Annotated in this window: 15 protein-coding genes; 7 read left to right on the forward strand and 8 right to left on the reverse strand. The window is 39.8% G+C overall.

Annotation, left to right across the window (positions count from 1 at the left end):
* The 7 genes from nth to rsxA are packed head-to-tail and all read right to left on the reverse strand — an operon-like array spanning nucleotide 1 to nucleotide 6,444.
* Nucleotides 1-636: an endonuclease III gene (gene nth / locus O1Q79_RS02820; protein ID WP_386692856.1), complete on the reverse strand. Its 636-nt coding sequence runs from the start codon at nucleotides 634-636 to the stop codon at nucleotides 1-3.
* Complete coding sequence (locus tag O1Q79_RS02825) at nucleotides 633-1,283, reverse strand: electron transport complex subunit E (RefSeq protein WP_386693336.1); 651 nt, start codon at nucleotides 1,281-1,283, stop codon at nucleotides 633-635. The genes nth and O1Q79_RS02825 overlap by 4 nt, the downstream gene beginning before the upstream one ends.
* Before the next feature lie 11 nt (nucleotides 1,284-1,294).
* Nucleotides 1,295-1,873 carry an electron transport complex subunit RsxG gene (gene rsxG / locus O1Q79_RS02830; RefSeq protein WP_132300644.1) on the reverse strand — a complete coding sequence of 193 codons (579 nt, stop codon included), beginning with the start codon at nucleotides 1,871-1,873 and terminating at the stop codon, nucleotides 1,295-1,297.
* Nucleotides 1,873-2,949: an electron transport complex subunit RsxD gene (gene rsxD, locus O1Q79_RS02835; protein WP_386692857.1), complete on the reverse strand. Its 1,077-nt coding sequence runs from the start codon at nucleotides 2,947-2,949 to the stop codon at nucleotides 1,873-1,875. The genes rsxG and rsxD overlap by 1 nt, the downstream gene beginning before the upstream one ends.
* A 1-nt stretch (nucleotide 2,950) precedes the next feature.
* Complete coding sequence (gene rsxC / locus O1Q79_RS02840; RefSeq protein ID WP_386692858.1) at nucleotides 2,951-5,281, reverse strand: electron transport complex subunit RsxC; 2,331 nt, start codon at nucleotides 5,279-5,281, stop codon at nucleotides 2,951-2,953.
* A gap of 2 nt (nucleotides 5,282-5,283) precedes the next feature.
* Nucleotides 5,284-5,862 (reverse strand): electron transport complex subunit RsxB, encoded by a 579-nt coding sequence (gene rsxB / locus O1Q79_RS02845; protein ID WP_386692859.1) that lies wholly within the window; start codon nucleotides 5,860-5,862, stop codon nucleotides 5,284-5,286.
* A 3-nt stretch (nucleotides 5,863-5,865) separates the two neighbouring features.
* A complete protein-coding gene (gene rsxA / locus O1Q79_RS02850) occupies nucleotides 5,866-6,444 on the reverse strand; it encodes an electron transport complex subunit RsxA (RefSeq protein ID WP_132300636.1) in 579 nt (192 codons plus the stop codon).
* 274 nt (nucleotides 6,445-6,718) lie between these two features.
* Between rsxA and prfA the strand changes: the two genes are divergently transcribed.
* The 4 genes from prfA to kdsA are packed head-to-tail and all read left to right on the forward strand — an operon-like array spanning nucleotide 6,719 to nucleotide 10,367.
* Nucleotides 6,719-7,801 carry a peptide chain release factor 1 gene (gene prfA / locus O1Q79_RS02855; RefSeq protein ID WP_386692860.1) on the forward strand — a complete coding sequence of 361 codons (1,083 nt, stop codon included), beginning with the start codon at nucleotides 6,719-6,721 and terminating at the stop codon, nucleotides 7,799-7,801.
* Nucleotides 7,801-8,673 carry a peptide chain release factor N(5)-glutamine methyltransferase gene (gene prmC, locus O1Q79_RS02860; protein ID WP_386692861.1) on the forward strand — a complete coding sequence of 291 codons (873 nt, stop codon included), beginning with the start codon at nucleotides 7,801-7,803 and terminating at the stop codon, nucleotides 8,671-8,673. Before prfA ends, prmC begins: the two co-directional genes overlap by 1 nt.
* Nucleotides 8,670-9,500 carry a SirB1 family protein gene (locus O1Q79_RS02865; RefSeq protein ID WP_386685896.1) on the forward strand — a complete coding sequence of 277 codons (831 nt, stop codon included), beginning with the start codon at nucleotides 8,670-8,672 and terminating at the stop codon, nucleotides 9,498-9,500. The genes prmC and O1Q79_RS02865 overlap by 4 nt, the downstream gene beginning before the upstream one ends.
* A gap of 12 nt (nucleotides 9,501-9,512) precedes the next feature.
* The gene (gene kdsA, locus O1Q79_RS02870; RefSeq protein ID WP_386685898.1) at nucleotides 9,513-10,367 is read left to right on the forward strand and encodes a 3-deoxy-8-phosphooctulonate synthase; all 855 of its coding nucleotides are present in this window, start codon (nucleotides 9,513-9,515) and stop codon (nucleotides 10,365-10,367) included.
* A gap of 203 nt (nucleotides 10,368-10,570) precedes the next feature.
* On the opposite strand, the gene sfsA is transcribed toward kdsA, so the two are convergent.
* A complete protein-coding gene (gene sfsA, locus O1Q79_RS02875) occupies nucleotides 10,571-11,287 on the reverse strand; it encodes a DNA/RNA nuclease SfsA (RefSeq protein ID WP_386692862.1) in 717 nt (238 codons plus the stop codon).
* Nucleotides 11,288-11,379: 92 nt separating this feature from the next.
* Here sfsA and O1Q79_RS02880 point away from each other — a divergent pair, with 92 nt between their 5' ends.
* The 3 genes from O1Q79_RS02880 (at nucleotide 11,380) to O1Q79_RS02890 (ending at nucleotide 14,236) form a co-directional block, all read left to right on the forward strand.
* Entirely contained in the window at nucleotides 11,380-11,649 is a 270-nt protein-coding gene (locus tag O1Q79_RS02880; protein WP_386692863.1) for a YcgL domain-containing protein, read from the forward strand.
* Nucleotides 11,650-11,709: 60 nt separating this feature from the next.
* Entirely contained in the window at nucleotides 11,710-13,152 is a 1,443-nt protein-coding gene (mepM, locus tag O1Q79_RS02885) for a murein DD-endopeptidase MepM (protein WP_386692864.1), read from the forward strand.
* A gap of 130 nt (nucleotides 13,153-13,282) precedes the next feature.
* Nucleotides 13,283-14,236, forward strand: coding sequence for an ABC transporter permease (locus O1Q79_RS02890; RefSeq protein WP_386692865.1), 954 nt, complete (start codon nucleotides 13,283-13,285; stop codon nucleotides 14,234-14,236).
* Nucleotides 14,237-14,245 lie beyond the last annotated feature (9 nt).

Below are 14,245 nucleotides of genomic sequence, written 5' to 3' on the forward strand. Positions count from 1 at the left end.
TTAAACATCAGTCTTTTCCTTAAATTCACATAAATCTTCAATTAAACAAGAACCACATCTCGGTTTTCTCGCAATACAAGTATAGCGACCGTGTAAAATCAGCCAGTGATGTACATCCACTTTAAATTCCGCCGGCACGACTTTGAGCAATTTTTCTTCGACTTTAACGACATCCTTTCCCGGGGCAAAACCTGTTCGATTAGCTACTCGAAAGATATGTGTATCCACCGCAATAGTAGGCTGCCCGAAAGCTGTATTGAGTACCACATTAGCCGTTTTTCGTCCTACTCCGGCTAAGGCTTCTAACGCTTCTCGATTGTCAGGTACTTGGGAATGGTGTTTATCAATCAGATCTTTGCAGGTTTTAATGATATTTTCTGCTTTACTGTTATAAAGTCCGATGGTTTTAATATATTCTTTTAAGCCGTCCACCCCTAAAGCATAAATTTTTTCAGGCGTATTCGCCACCGGAAATAACTTATCTGTGGCTTTATTTACTCCTTTGTCGGTTGCTTGAGCAGATAATATAACGGCAATTAATAATTCAAAAGGTGAGCTAAAATTTAGCTCTGTGGTCGGATGCGGATTGTTATCCCGCAAGCGAGTTAAAATTTCAATGCGTTTTTGTTGGTTCATTTTTTCTGTTCGAGTTTATTTTTAAATGCCAAAATTAACCCTAATCCGATAAAAGCACCCGGTGGCAAAATGGCAAGTAACAGATTGTTTTGATGATGAAACACTTCAATGCGTAACACTTTTGCCCAATCGCCCAGTAGTAAATGAATGCCGTCAAATAAGGTACCATTGCCGAAAATTTCGCGTAATGCCCCTAATAAAAACAGACTTAATGTCATACCTAATCCCATGGCGAAACCATCAAAGGCGGAATGTAGCAGACTATTTTTACTCGCAAAGGCTTCGGCTCGCCCGATCACAATACAATTAGTCACAATCAGCGGAATAAAAATACCCAGTGATTGATAGAGGCTATAAGTATAGGCATTCATTAATAATTGCACGACGGTAACAGTCGTAGCAATAATCATGACATAAATTGGAATGCGAATTTCGTGAGGGATTTGCTTGCGGAACAACGATACCATGGTGTTGGTGCAGATTAACACTATCATGGTGGCAAGTCCTAAACCTAAGGCGTTAGTAGCAGAGTTAGATACCGCTAACAATGGACAAAGTCCAAGTAATTGTACGGTGCCGGGGTTATTTCGCCATAATCCTTGTACTAACAAATTGTACCAAAGGTTTTCTGTTTTTTGTTCTGTCATCATATTTATCACTATTGATTAAGAATTTCTAACGCTGAACGCTTGATCTGATTGACGACTGCTCTTGGTGTAATGGTCGCGCCAGCAAATTGATCAAACTTACCGCCATCTTTTTTTACCGCCCAGTCGTTTAGATTATCCGCACTGATTTTTTTATGGCTAAAGCTTAAAATCCAATCAGAAATACGAGTGTCAATTTTATCACCTAAGCCGGGTGTCTCGTGATGTTCTAGCACTCGCACACCTAAAATTTCGCCCTCTGGGGTCATGCCAAACAATAAACGAATATTACCTGAATAACCGTCTGGTGCGATGGTTTCAATGGCATAGGCAGAATGTTTGCCCTTTAAAAGTGCAGTACAAATTTTGTCAACTTGTTTGGTTTTTGGTTCAACACAATTGTGCATTAAATCATTGTCAAAATAGCTTTGCGGAATGACTTGTAATAATAATTCACGCTGTTGACTCACAATAACAGCGTTAATTTTATCTTTAGTTAACAAATACATTGCCCCTGAAATCGCTGTGCAAACTAAGGCGATAAAAGCAAGTAATAAGCCGTATTTACTGGTAATTTTTCCCATATTCATTATCGTCCTCCTTGGTGTCCGGCGACTCTCGGACGGCTGTAATGATCAATTAATGGCACACAAATATTCGATAACAAAATGGCAAAAGCTACGCCGTCGGGGTAGTTACCATAAAAACGAATTAGGCTTACTAACACACCCGCTAAGGCGCCAAAAATCAGTTTGCCTGTCGGTGTGATAGATGCGGTAACGGGATCGGTGGCAATAAAAAATGCACCGAACATGGTTGCACCGCTGACAAGTTGCCAAAGTGGGGGAGTAGCGACTGGAGAAAGTGCAAAATTTAAACACGCCATGGCAAAAAGCGCGGTTAAAAATGCCACAGGAATTTGCCAGTGGATAATTTTTCGCCATACTAAAAATAAACCACCGAGTAAAAAAGCGAGATTTAGTTGTGTCCAACCGATACCATATAATGATGAACTAAAAGGTAAAATAGATGAAAAAATCGGTGAATGACTTAATTCTGCAAAAGAAAAGAGCGTACTTTTTGTCCCTGTTTTTACCGCATCTAAGGGAGTTGCAGAGGTCATACCGTCAATACTTGCTACTAATTGATGTAGGCTAAAGCCATCCGTGGTAATGCCTGAAAAAATTAAATGGATACTGTCCGCCAATGTAGGTGGTTCGTTTAACAACGAAATCGGTGGAAGCCATGCTGTCATTTGTACTGGGAATGAAATTAACAATACCACATAACCCACCATCGCGGGGTTAAATACATTTTGTCCTAAACCACCATAAACATGTTTACCAAAAATCACCGCGCAAAATATGCCCACCAATATTACCCAGTAGGGAGCATAAGGTGGAATGGCCATGGCTAAAATGGCAGCGGTTAATACTACACTAAAATCAGCAATATAAAACAGTTTTGGTTTTTTGCGTAAAAGGGTGACAATATATTCCAACAGCAAGGCAAAGCCTACTGCCAACGCTATTTGAATCAATACACCAAAACCAAAGAAATAAATCTGTACTGCCAAGGCAGGCAACATAGCAAAAATTACCCACAGCATAATGCGAGCGGTGAGTTTCCCTGAATGAGTATGGGGTGAACTGGCAATTCTAAACATATTATTCCTTATTCTCTGCTTTCAGTTGAATTTGAGTGGCTTTTTTAGCTTTCGCTCTAGCAATGGCAGCGGCAACGGCAGCCTTTTTCGGATCCGTTTCTGAGTTTTCCGTGTTAACAGTTTTTTCTGTTACAGGTTCAACCGTTGAATGTTGTTGAGCGGCTTTTTTAGCTTTCGCTCTGGCAATAGCAGCGGCAACAGCAGCTTTTTTCGGATCCGTTTCTGAGTTTTCCATGCTAACAGTTTTTTCTGTTACAGATTCAACCGTTGGATGTTGTTGAGCGGCTTTTTTAGCTTTCGCTCTGGCAATAGCAGCGGCAACGGCAGCCTTTTTCGGATCCGTTTCTGAGTTTTCCATACTAACAGTTTTTTCTGTTACAGGTTCAACCGTTGGATGTTGTTGAGCAGCTTTTTTAGCTTTCGCTCTGGCAATAGCAGCGGCAACAGCAGCTTTTTTCGGATCCGTTTCTGAGCTTTCCGTATTAACAGATTTTTCTGTTACAGGTTCAACCGTTGGATGTTGTTGAGCGGCTTTTTTAGCTTTTGCCCGAGCCAGTGCAGCGGCAACCGCTGCTTTTTTATCATTATTAACGGCGGTATTTTCTGATGAATTTTGGATATTTTCCACCGCACTTTCTGTTTGGTTGAGTTCAGATTGTTCTTGCTGACGGGCTAAACGTTGAGCCTTGCGAGCTTTGCGCAATGCCATAATATCCGTATTATCTGGCAACACTTCGCCTCTCTTTTCATCTACAATGGTTTTTACTTCTGTCGTTGTAGTATTTTCTGCTTTCTTGGCTTTTAACCGTTCTAATGCCGCAGCAACAGGATCCACCCCTTTACTATTCGCCACTTCTTGACGACGGTTTTCAGCTGCTTTTTGGGCGCGTTCTTTGCGAGCTTGTTCTTCTTTTTCTAAACGCGCTTGGCGAGCTTCAAAGCGAATTTTGGCTTCTTCAGCTTTTTGGGCTTTTTCTTCCATTTCCCAAATTGCCGCTTTTTCTTGGCGGAAGTATTGGATCAACGGAATATGGCTTGGGCAAACGTAAGCACAAAGTCCACATTCTATGCAGTCCATTAATTGATATTGTAGTGATTTTTCGTGATCTTCGCTACGTGCAAACCAATAAAGTTGTTGCGGCATTAAATAATAAGGGCAAACATCTGAGCAGGCGGAGCAACGAATACAAGATTGTTCCGCCGGAGGTGGTGTATATTCAAAATGATCAGGTGCAAGCAAACAGTTGGCTAATTTGGTGACGGGGGCATTTAAATCGGGCAACGCTAACCCCATCATCGGACCACCTAAATACACGGGTAACCGTTCATCTGCTTGATAGCCAGCTTGTGCTAATACAAAGGAAATCGGCGTACCAAAACGTACCCATTGATTACCTTTATTTGGAATTTTATCGCCAGTAAGTGTCACTACTCGTTCAATTAATGGTTCATCGTCGATTATTGCACGTTTAATTGCAAACGCTGTGCCAACATTTTGCATATACACGCCAATGCTAGAAGAACGCTTGCCACTCGGTACTTCTATTCCAGTCAGAATTTTGACTAAGGTATTCGAATCACCAGATGGATATTTAGTTGGAACAACGCGAAGATCAATATCATTTGCACCATGCAAGGCAAATTTCAGGGCGGAAATAGCTTCTGGCTTGTTGTCTTCCACCGCAATTACCACTTTTTCAGGGCGAAGAATATAACGCAAAATTCGTACACCTTCGATCATTTCGTCAGCGTAATCTCGCATTAAGCGATCATCACAAGTGATATAAGGTTCGCATTCCGCGCCGTTAATAATCAATAATTTCACTGCACTATTTGGGATAGAACGAGCCGAACTCACTTTTGCCGCTGTCGGGAACACTGCACCTCCTAAGCCTGCTACACCCGCCTGATAGATTTTTTGAATTAATTGTTCGGGGGTTTGGGTGAGAAAGTCGTCAATCGGTCGTTGTTCACGCCATTGATCCTTGCCATCCGCTTGAATGTGTACGGCTAATTCACTTAATCCTGATGGATGTGCCGCAATATAAGGGGCAATATCTGTTACAATACCTGATGTTGGGGCGTGAACGGGCAAGCAACGCAAGCCGTCCCCTTGGGTGAGGGGCTGTCCTTTTAGCACCGTATCGCCTACCTTGACTAACAAACTGCCTGCTGTACCCGAATGTTGTTTGACGGGTACATAGAATTTTTCCGTCAAAGGTGCGGTGGAGATTGGTGTAGAATTTGATTGGGATTTCATTTCTGGTGGATGAATACCCCCATGAAAATCCCATAATTTGCCAGATTGATAGCGAGATAATACGTCTGTCATGTTTATTCTCCTACTACCATTTTATTTTCATACTTAATTGGAATCACCATTTTCGGATCGATTTTCCAGTTCCAGCTTTCAATCGGCTTTTCCACTTTTTCCATGCTAATACAATCTGTTGGACAAGGTGCCACGCAAAGTTCACAACCAGTACAAAGATCGGGAATAATCGTATGCATGGCTTTATTGGTACCAATAATGGCATCTACTGGACAGGCTTGAATACATTTTGTACAACCGATACACATATCTTCGTGAATAAATGCCACTTTAACTTCCGGTTCTTCCATGCCGTCTATTGCCGGCACATCAACGCCCATTAATTCAGCAATTTTTACCACGGTTTGTTGACCACCGGGGACACATTTGGTGATCTCATCACCATTGGCAATGGCTTCAGCATAAGGACGACAACCCGGATAACCACATTGTGCACACTGAGTTTGTGGCAATAACGCATCAATTTTTTCCACAATGGGATCCGCTTCCACCTTGAGTTTTATGGAGGCGAAACCGAGTACTACGCCAAAAATTAAGGCGAGTACGCTAATGGCGATTAACACACAATATAAGGTTGTCATTGGTTAAGCTCTCACTAAGCCAGCAAAACCCATAAAAGCAAGGGACATCAGACCCGCGGTGATTAATGCAATGGATGCACCACGAAACGGCAGAGGCACATCTGCGGCGGCAAGACGTTCACGCAAAGCGGAAAATAATACTAACACTAAAGAAAATCCCAATGATGCAGAAAAACCATACACCACTGACTGGGTTAAATTATGAGCGAGATTAATATTTAATAATGCTACGCCGAGTACGGCACAGTTAGTGGTAATCAATGGTAAAAAAATACCGAGTAAACGATAGAGTGTTGGACTGGTTTTATGAATCACCATTTCAGTAAATTGCACCACTACCGCAATTACTAAAATAAACACTAAAGTACGCAAAAACTGTGCGTTAAAAGGGGCTAAAATATAGGTATCAACTAAATAGGCACTCAAGGACGCCACTGTCATCACAAACATAGTTGCCAGACCCATACCAACAGCGGTATCCACTTTTTTGGATACCCCCATAAACGGGCATAAACCGAGAAATTTCACCAGCACAAAATTGTTAATCAAGGCGGTGGAAATGATGAGTAAAATATATTCCATAAAATCAGTTAAGGTATTGTTATCAGTAAAATTCGTGAGTTAATCTTGCGTATTATCCTTGTTTTGAGCGGTGAGAACAATAAAAAAATAGATTTATTCCAAAACGCCGTTAATTTTCACCGCAGTTTTGTGCTAGAATACGCAAAATTTTTTAAGAAATAACACCCATTGTGGGGGCATATTGCATATCTGCTAAAACCGCAATTCAAGCATTAGAGCCTATGCACACCCCCCTACAATGTTAACAGATTTTATTTTAAAGGTTAGTCCAATAATGAAAGCCAGTATTATTAGTAAATTAGACAGTTTAAACGAACGCTACGAAGAACTTGAAGCTCTTTTAGGCGATGCCAGCGTAATCAGCGATCAAGATAAATTCCGAGCTTATTCTAAGGAATACGCTCAATTAGAAGATGTGGTGAAAGCCTTTTCTCGTTGGAAACAACTCCATTCTAATATGCAAGAAGCCGAACTTCTACTGGATGATCCAGACATGAGAGAAATGGCAGAAATGGAAATTGAAGAATGCCGAGAAGAAGTAGAAAGTGTAGAGCAACAGTTGCAAGTTTTACTTTTGCCGAAAGATCCGAATGATGAATATAATGCTTATTTAGAGATCCGTGCGGGTACTGGCGGCGATGAAGCGGGGATTTTCGCAGGGGATTTATTCCGTATGTACAGCCGTTATGCAGAAAGTAAGCGTTGGCGTATAGAAACCTTGAGTGCCAACGAAAGTGAGCAAGGGGGCTACAAAGAAATTATCGTCAAAATTTCTGGCGATGGTGTGTATGGTCAGTTGAAATTTGAATCGGGTGGGCATCGCGTACAACGTGTGCCAAAAACCGAAAGTCAGGGGCGGATTCATACTTCTGCTTGTACAGTAGCAGTGATGCCAGAATTGCCTGAAAGCGAATTGCCAGAAATTAATCCAACCGATTTACGGATTGATACTTATCGTTCATCAGGGGCTGGTGGTCAGCACGTCAATACTACCGATTCAGCGGTGCGAATTACCCATATCCCAACGGGTATTGTGGTAGAATGTCAAGATGAACGTTCACAACATAAAAACAAAGCGAAAGCCTTGTCAGTATTAGCTTCTCGCATTGTGCAAGCCGAGCAAGAACGTCAAGCTGCAGAACAAGCAGATACTCGCCGTAATCTATTAGGCTCGGGGGATCGTTCTGATAAAATTCGTACTTACAACTATCCACAAGGTCGAGTGACCGATCACCGTATTAATTTAACCGTGTATCGTCTTGATGAAGTCATGAATGGTAAAATTGATGAACTTATTCAACCGATTATTACCGAATACCAAGCGGATCAGTTGGCAGCGTTGTCGGAACAGGCGTAATGAATATTTCACAATGGATCGTTTATGCCAAACAATACTTAACCGAAAATTTAACCAACGATCCATATTTAAACGCCAAAGCGGATAGTTATTTATTATTACAATTTGTTACTGGTTACTCAAAATCGCAATTAATGGCATTTAACGATCGGGAATTGAGTGAAAAAAATTGCGAAAAATTAACCGCACTTTTAGCTCGCCGAGCCAAGGGCGAGCCAATCGCTTACATGCTTGGTGAAACTGAATTTTGGTCGTTGAATCTAAAAGTATCACCTGATACCTTAATTCCACGTCCCGATACCGAAATGTTGGTGGAACACGCATTAATTCTCGCTAAAGAAAAAATACAACAAAACGGCGAAGTGTCAATTTTAGATTTAGGTACAGGCACGGGGGCGATTGCGTTAGCTTTGGCTGATGAGTTGAAAAAGTGCGGTGCAAAATATCGCATTTTAGGTGTGGATCTGGTGGCTAGTGCGGTGGCATTAGCTCGACAAAATGCAGAGCAAAATGATTTGCTTGATGTAGAATTTCAACAAAGCTCGTGGTTTCAAAATATTGCTGAATGCTTTGATATTATTGTCAGTAATCCGCCTTATATTGATCCGCAAGATTCACATTTACAGCAAGGTGATGTACGTTTTGAGCCTTTATCTGCATTGGTAGCAGAAGATCAAGGTTATGCAGATTTACAAAAAATTATTGAAAAAGCACCGCAGTTTTTACAACCACAAGGTTGGCTTTTGTTAGAACATGGTTGGCAACAGGGTAAAAAAGTGCGGTCATTTTTGACGAAAAATTTATGGCACTCGGTACAAACTGTCAAGGATTATGGTGGTAATGAACGAGTTACATTAGCAAGGTTAAAATGAAAATAGATTTACTCAAACAATCTCTTTACTTAGAAATGGAAAGTTTCTATTTAATCACCACGGAAGATGACGGAGAAGATTTACGTACAATTCGTTCTTTGATGGGTGGATTGGTGCGAAAAGCTCGTAAGGTTATTCCAGCGGATGATGATGTGAGAGTTAAAATCCATAAATTGTTACAATTAATGTATGGTGATTGGGGTTTTGAGTGCGATCCACAACATTATTTTCAAGCGGAAAATCTGTATTTAAGCTATGTACTACGTTCGCACCGTGGAATGCCAGTCAGCCTAGGTTGTATTCTGTTGTATTTAGCGGATAAATTAGCGTTACCATTGTACCCTGTGATGTTCCCAACCCAGCTCATTTTGCGTGCTGATGTGGATAATGAAGTGGCATTTATTGATCCTTGGGACGGCAAATATTTAAATCAGCAGGATTTACAAAAGCTCTACGAAGGGGCGTTTGGCTTTGGGGCAACGATGTCACAAGAAGACTTAGCCGTTGCCAAACCACATGAGTTGAGAGAACGCTTTGCTCAACTGGCAAAAAGCTGTTTAATTCGGGAAGAACATAATGATGCGGCATTAAAGTATATTGAAAGCCGTTTGTTAAACTATAAATATGATGACTATCCTTATAAAGCATTTGAACCTTACGAACGGCGAGATCGTGGTTTAGTGTTAGCCCAAATGGGGGCATATCATGCAGCTGTGGAAGATTTGCATTATTTTGTAGAAAAATGCCCCGATGATCCAACGGCATTCATGCTAATGGCTCAACTGCCTGAAATTGAAAAAGAATTGCATAACGATTTATTACACTAAAAAGGAAACATTATGACGGACAAAATTGTAAAAATTGGTGATATTGAAGTAGCCAACAATAAGCCATTTGTATTATTCGGCGGAATGAATGTGTTAGAAAGCCGTGATATGGCAATGCAAGTGTGCGAGAAATATGTAGAAGTAACACAAAAATTAGGCGTACCTTATGTATTTAAAGCCTCTTTTGATAAAGCTAATCGATCGTCCATTCATTCTTACCGTGGACCAGGAATGGACGAAGGGTTAAAAATATTCCAAGAATTAAAAGATCAATTTGGCGTAAAAATCATTACCGATGTGCATGAGATTTACCAATGTCAACCTGTTGCTGACGTGGTAGATGTGATTCAATTACCTGCATTTTTAGCTCGTCAAACTGATCTTGTGGCAGCCATGGCTCGCACGGGATCGGTGATTAATGTGAAAAAACCACAATTTTTAAGCCCAGGGCAAATGGGAAATATTGTAGAAAAAATCGAAGAATGTGGTAATGACAAAGTGATCTTATGTGATCGTGGGACTAACTTTGGTTACGATAATTTAGTTGTGGATATGCTAGGTTTTGGTGTGATGAAAAAAGCATCAAAGGGTAGTCCTGTGATTTTTGATGTGACCCATTCGTTACAATGTCGTGATCCTTTCGGTGCCGCATCAGGTGGTCGCCGTGAACAAGTGACCGAACTTGCTCGTTCAGGTTTAGCCATTGGCATCGCTGGTTTATTCTTGGAAGCACACCCAAATCCAAATCAAGCCAAATGTGATGGTCCTTCAGCTTTACCATTATCTGTTTTAGAGGGCTTTGTTAGTCAAATGAAAGCGATAGATGATTTGGTGAAATCCTTTGCCGTGTTGGATACTTCAAATTAGGGCGAAAAAATTCCCCGTATTTGAGCTACGGGGTTTATTATGAGAACAACTCGCGAAAAGCAAAAAAAAACGCCACTCTTTGTGGGGGTGAGTGGCGTAAAATGATGGAGTGATTATCTATTATTGTTTGAATGGTGCTAATGATAGCTATTCTCAAATAATATGTCAACTGTTAAATACGAATAATTATCAAAAATTTTCATTTATTTAACCCATGACACAGCATGCGTGAGTAAAAGTGCGGTGGGAACGCCTTGTGAAATTTCAAATTCTCCGGCATAAGCATAGGCTTCAACCCCTTGTTTTTGCACTTCTTTTAACAAACGATCATATTCAGGATCAATATATTCAGCAATTTTAAAGCAATCAAATCCATTATGTAACCCAGCAAATAACACTACGGCACGATGTCCTTGTTTTTTCATTGCGAGCAATTCTCGTAAATGTTTTTGTCCTCGTGTAGTGATCGCATCTGGGAACATACCAATATTATTTTTCACCAAAGTAATTGATTTCACTTCCACATAACAATCGGGTAGTCCGTTGCCTTTAAGTAGGAAATCAATACGGCTATTTTCTTCACCATATTTAACTTCAGGGAAAATCTGATCGTATTCAGCCAGTTCTTTGATTTGTTTGTTTTGTAATGCTTCAAATACTAACTGATTAGAGCGGTGAGTATTAATGCACACTAATTGACCATTGGCTAACTGTGTAATTTCCCAAGAATGGGGATATTTACGCGTTGTGCTACCAGAATCGGAATACCAAATAATATCCCCTTGCGAGCCACAACCCGTCATTGCACCGGTGTTGGCACAATGGATAGTGATAATTTCGCCGTTAGGTAATTCAATGTCGGTTAAAAAGCGTTTATAGCGTTTAATTAATTTGGCGGATTGTAATAAAGGGAATTGCATTCTGTTTCTTTCCTTAACTTATTTGTGCTGTACATTCTAACGATTTCTGTTATTCTCACAAGCGTTAAATTTTAGGGGGAAATATTTTTTATATGCTATGTGCTATTTATAAAAGTAAGAAAAAAGACGGGATGTATCTTTATGTGGAAAAGCGTGATCAATTTAATGCAGTGCCGGATAGTTTACGTCAGATTTTTGGCACGCCGATTTTTGTCATGTTATTTAACTTAAAAGGCAACAAGCCCTTGGTGCATGCAAATAATCAAGAAGTGATACAGAACATTCAACAACAGGGATTTTATTTGCAAATGCCACCATTGCAAGAAAATCTGTTAGAGCAATATAAAAATTATCATTTATAATGAATTTTTTATCATTTTTTTTGTCATAAGCACACAAGTTTTTATTAGGACAGTTGTATAGTGGTTCAGCACGTTAAGTTAGCTCGAGAAAGACGCAGAAGAAAATCACGTATTAAAGCGGGGATTTTCTTTTTGGGCTTACTGTGTATTATAACTGGCGGAATTTTAACCTTAAAAAATACAGCTGAGAATGAACCATTATCAACAATTGATACGCCGATTGAAAGTCAATATCAAGCATTAACGCCTTCAACAAAAATCATATCTGAAGGAGAACAAAGTATTCCTCCGGAAAAAATCAACGATTCGTTAAATGCGACATCTTATGATGATGAGTTATTAGCAGAAGATGATGAAGTTGATCAAGTGGATCTTAGTGATAAATTACCCGAAGAGGCTCAAAGTGCTGTAGATGATTTGTTAGATGCGATAGATCAAGCTAAACGTATAACTGATCAATTTTCTTATACCGTAGTGCGTGGCGATAAATTAAACGATGTACTAGAAATGTCAGGTTTAGAAGATGAAACCAGCAAAAAGTTAATTGCGAGCTATCCCGAATTAAAAAATCTTAAACCGGGTCAGCAACTCTATTGGATTTTAAATAATGAAAATGAGCTGGAATATTTAAACTGGTTAGTTTCCGAAAAAGAAGAACGGATTTATGAATTGAATGATACCGGCAAATTCGCTCGTCAAATTCTTGAGAAGAAAAGTATTTGGAAAAAAGATGTATTGCAAGGCGAAATTAAAGGTTCATTGCATATGAGTTTACGTAATTTAGGCTTGAATAATCGCCAAATTAATCAATTAAGTACCGCACTTCAATGGCAAGTGAATGTGGCAAAATTGTCTAAGGGGGATAATTTTGCGGTGTTAGTGACACGTGAATATTTGGATAATAAATTAACTGGGCAAGGTAATGTTGACGCTATTCATATTATGACAAACGGAAAAAGTTATTATGCCATTCAAGCAGATAACGGTCGTTATTATAATCGTCAAGGGGAAACAATTGGTAAAGGGTTTGCTCGTATTCCATTACAGCGCCAAGCTCGGATCTCATCACCGTTTAACCCAGCACGCCGTCATCCAGTCACTGGACGAGTTCGCCCTCATAAAGGCGTGGATTTTGCCGTGCCGGTGGGAACTCCTGTGATTTTGCCAGCAGACGGTATTGTAGAAAAAGTGGCTTATCAAGCGGGCGGTGCAGGACGTTATATTGTCGTTCGTCATAGTCGTGAATATCAAACGATTTATATGCACTTAAGTAAACCTTTGGTAAAAGCAGGACAATCGGTAAAACGAGGTGAACGTATCGCTTTAACAGGTAATACTGGTATTTCTACGGGAGCCCATTTACATTATGAATTCCATATTAATGGTCGAGCAGTAAATCCGATGACAGTTAAATTGCCGGGCACTAATTCAGGTATGGCAGATAAAGAACGTAAGAATTTCTTAGTAAAAGCGAAATCAGCCGAAAAGCTTCTTAAATTTTAACATTTATACCGAAGCACGGTGCAAGTTTTAAAAGAATTTGCACCGCACTTTTATTTTGAAAAACATGTTTTCTATGCTATTCTTTAAGCATAATGATTCTCATTTGTTTGTGTTCTAGTTAGGATATAATTTGATTAAACGCCGTTACTTATTTTTGTTGGTTATTTTGCTTTCTGTGTTATCACTATTTATCGGGGTTAGCACGGTAAATTTGACTGGCTTATTTGCCCTTGACGGTGAACAATGGGAAATTTTTGTTATTAGTCGTGTACCACGTTTGGTCAGTATTTTGATTGCAGGAGCCGCATTGAGTATTTGCGGTTTAGTTATGCAACAATTGAGTCGTAATCGTTTTGTTTCACCCACTACTGCAGGTACAATGGATAGTGCCAGATTAGGTATTTTAATTGCTATCTTACTTTTTCCGTCCGCATCAATGTTAGTGAAAACAGGAATTGCTATTGCTGTTTCTTTCTTGGGGACATTGCTATTTATGAGCATTCTGTCTCGTCTCAAATTTAAAGACAGTATTTTTGTCCCTTTAGTGGGAATTATGTTTGGTAATATTATCAGCTCTATTACGGCATTTATCGCTTATAAAGAAGATCTGTTACAAAACCTTGCTGGCTGGCTGCAAGGGGATTTTTCATTGGTCATGGCTGGGCGTTATGAGATGCTGTATTTTAGCTTACCAGCATTAATTATTGCTTATTTATTTGCAAATCGTTTTTCCATTGTCGGAATGGGCGAAGAGTTTGCCACTAATCTTGGGTTGAACTATCAACAGGTCCTATATTTAGGGCTCGCTATTGTCGCGACAGTGTCTTCAATTATTATTGTTTCTGTCGGTGTTATTCCATTTTTAGGTTTGATCGTGCCAAATCTGGTTACCCTTTATTTAGGTGATAATTTGAAAAAGATTTTGTCGCATACCGCGTTACTCGGGGCAGTATTTGTGCTGTTTTGTGATATTTTAGGTCGTCTGGTGATTTTTCCTTATGAAATTTCTATCAATGCCGTTGTGGGAGTGTTTGGCAGTGCAATATTTCTGATTTTATTATTTAAACGTTATCAACAAGGTTAAAAGATGAAA

This window comes from Lonepinella sp. MS14434 (genome assembly GCF_042468235.1).
Lineage (GTDB): Bacteria > Pseudomonadota > Gammaproteobacteria > Enterobacterales > Pasteurellaceae > Lonepinella.

Bases quoted from the DNA above. Each gene is read 5' to 3' on its own strand.
- rsxG (WP_132300644.1), bottom strand. From the start codon at position 1,873: ATGAATATGGGAAAAATTACCAGTAAATACGGCTTATTACTTGCTTTT.
- O1Q79_RS02880 (WP_386692863.1), top strand. From the start codon at position 11,380: ATGCTATGTGCTATTTATAAAAGTAAGAAAAAAGACGGGATGTATCTT.
- O1Q79_RS02865 (WP_386685896.1), top strand. From the start codon at position 8,670: ATGAAAATAGATTTACTCAAACAATCTCTTTACTTAGAAATGGAAAGT.
- rsxB (WP_386692859.1), bottom strand. From the start codon at position 5,862: ATGACAACCTTATATTGTGTGTTAATCGCCATTAGCGTACTCGCCTTA.
- rsxA (WP_132300636.1), bottom strand. From the start codon at position 6,444: ATGGAATATATTTTACTCATCATTTCCACCGCCTTGATTAACAATTTT.
- O1Q79_RS02825 (WP_386693336.1), bottom strand. From the start codon at position 1,283: ATGACAGAACAAAAAACAGAAAACCTTTGGTACAATTTGTTAGTACAA.
- nth (WP_386692856.1), bottom strand. From the start codon at position 636: ATGAACCAACAAAAACGCATTGAAATTTTAACTCGCTTGCGGGATAAC.
- kdsA (WP_386685898.1), top strand. From the start codon at position 9,513: ATGACGGACAAAATTGTAAAAATTGGTGATATTGAAGTAGCCAACAAT.
- rsxC (WP_386692858.1), bottom strand. From the start codon at position 5,281: ATGACAGACGTATTATCTCGCTATCAATCTGGCAAATTATGGGATTTT.
- prfA (WP_386692860.1), top strand. From the start codon at position 6,719: ATGAAAGCCAGTATTATTAGTAAATTAGACAGTTTAAACGAACGCTAC.
- rsxD (WP_386692857.1), bottom strand. From the start codon at position 2,949: ATGTTTAGAATTGCCAGTTCACCCCATACTCATTCAGGGAAACTCACC.
- prmC (WP_386692861.1), top strand. From the start codon at position 7,801: ATGAATATTTCACAATGGATCGTTTATGCCAAACAATACTTAACCGAA.
- sfsA (WP_386692862.1), bottom strand. From the start codon at position 11,287: ATGCAATTCCCTTTATTACAATCCGCCAAATTAATTAAACGCTATAAA.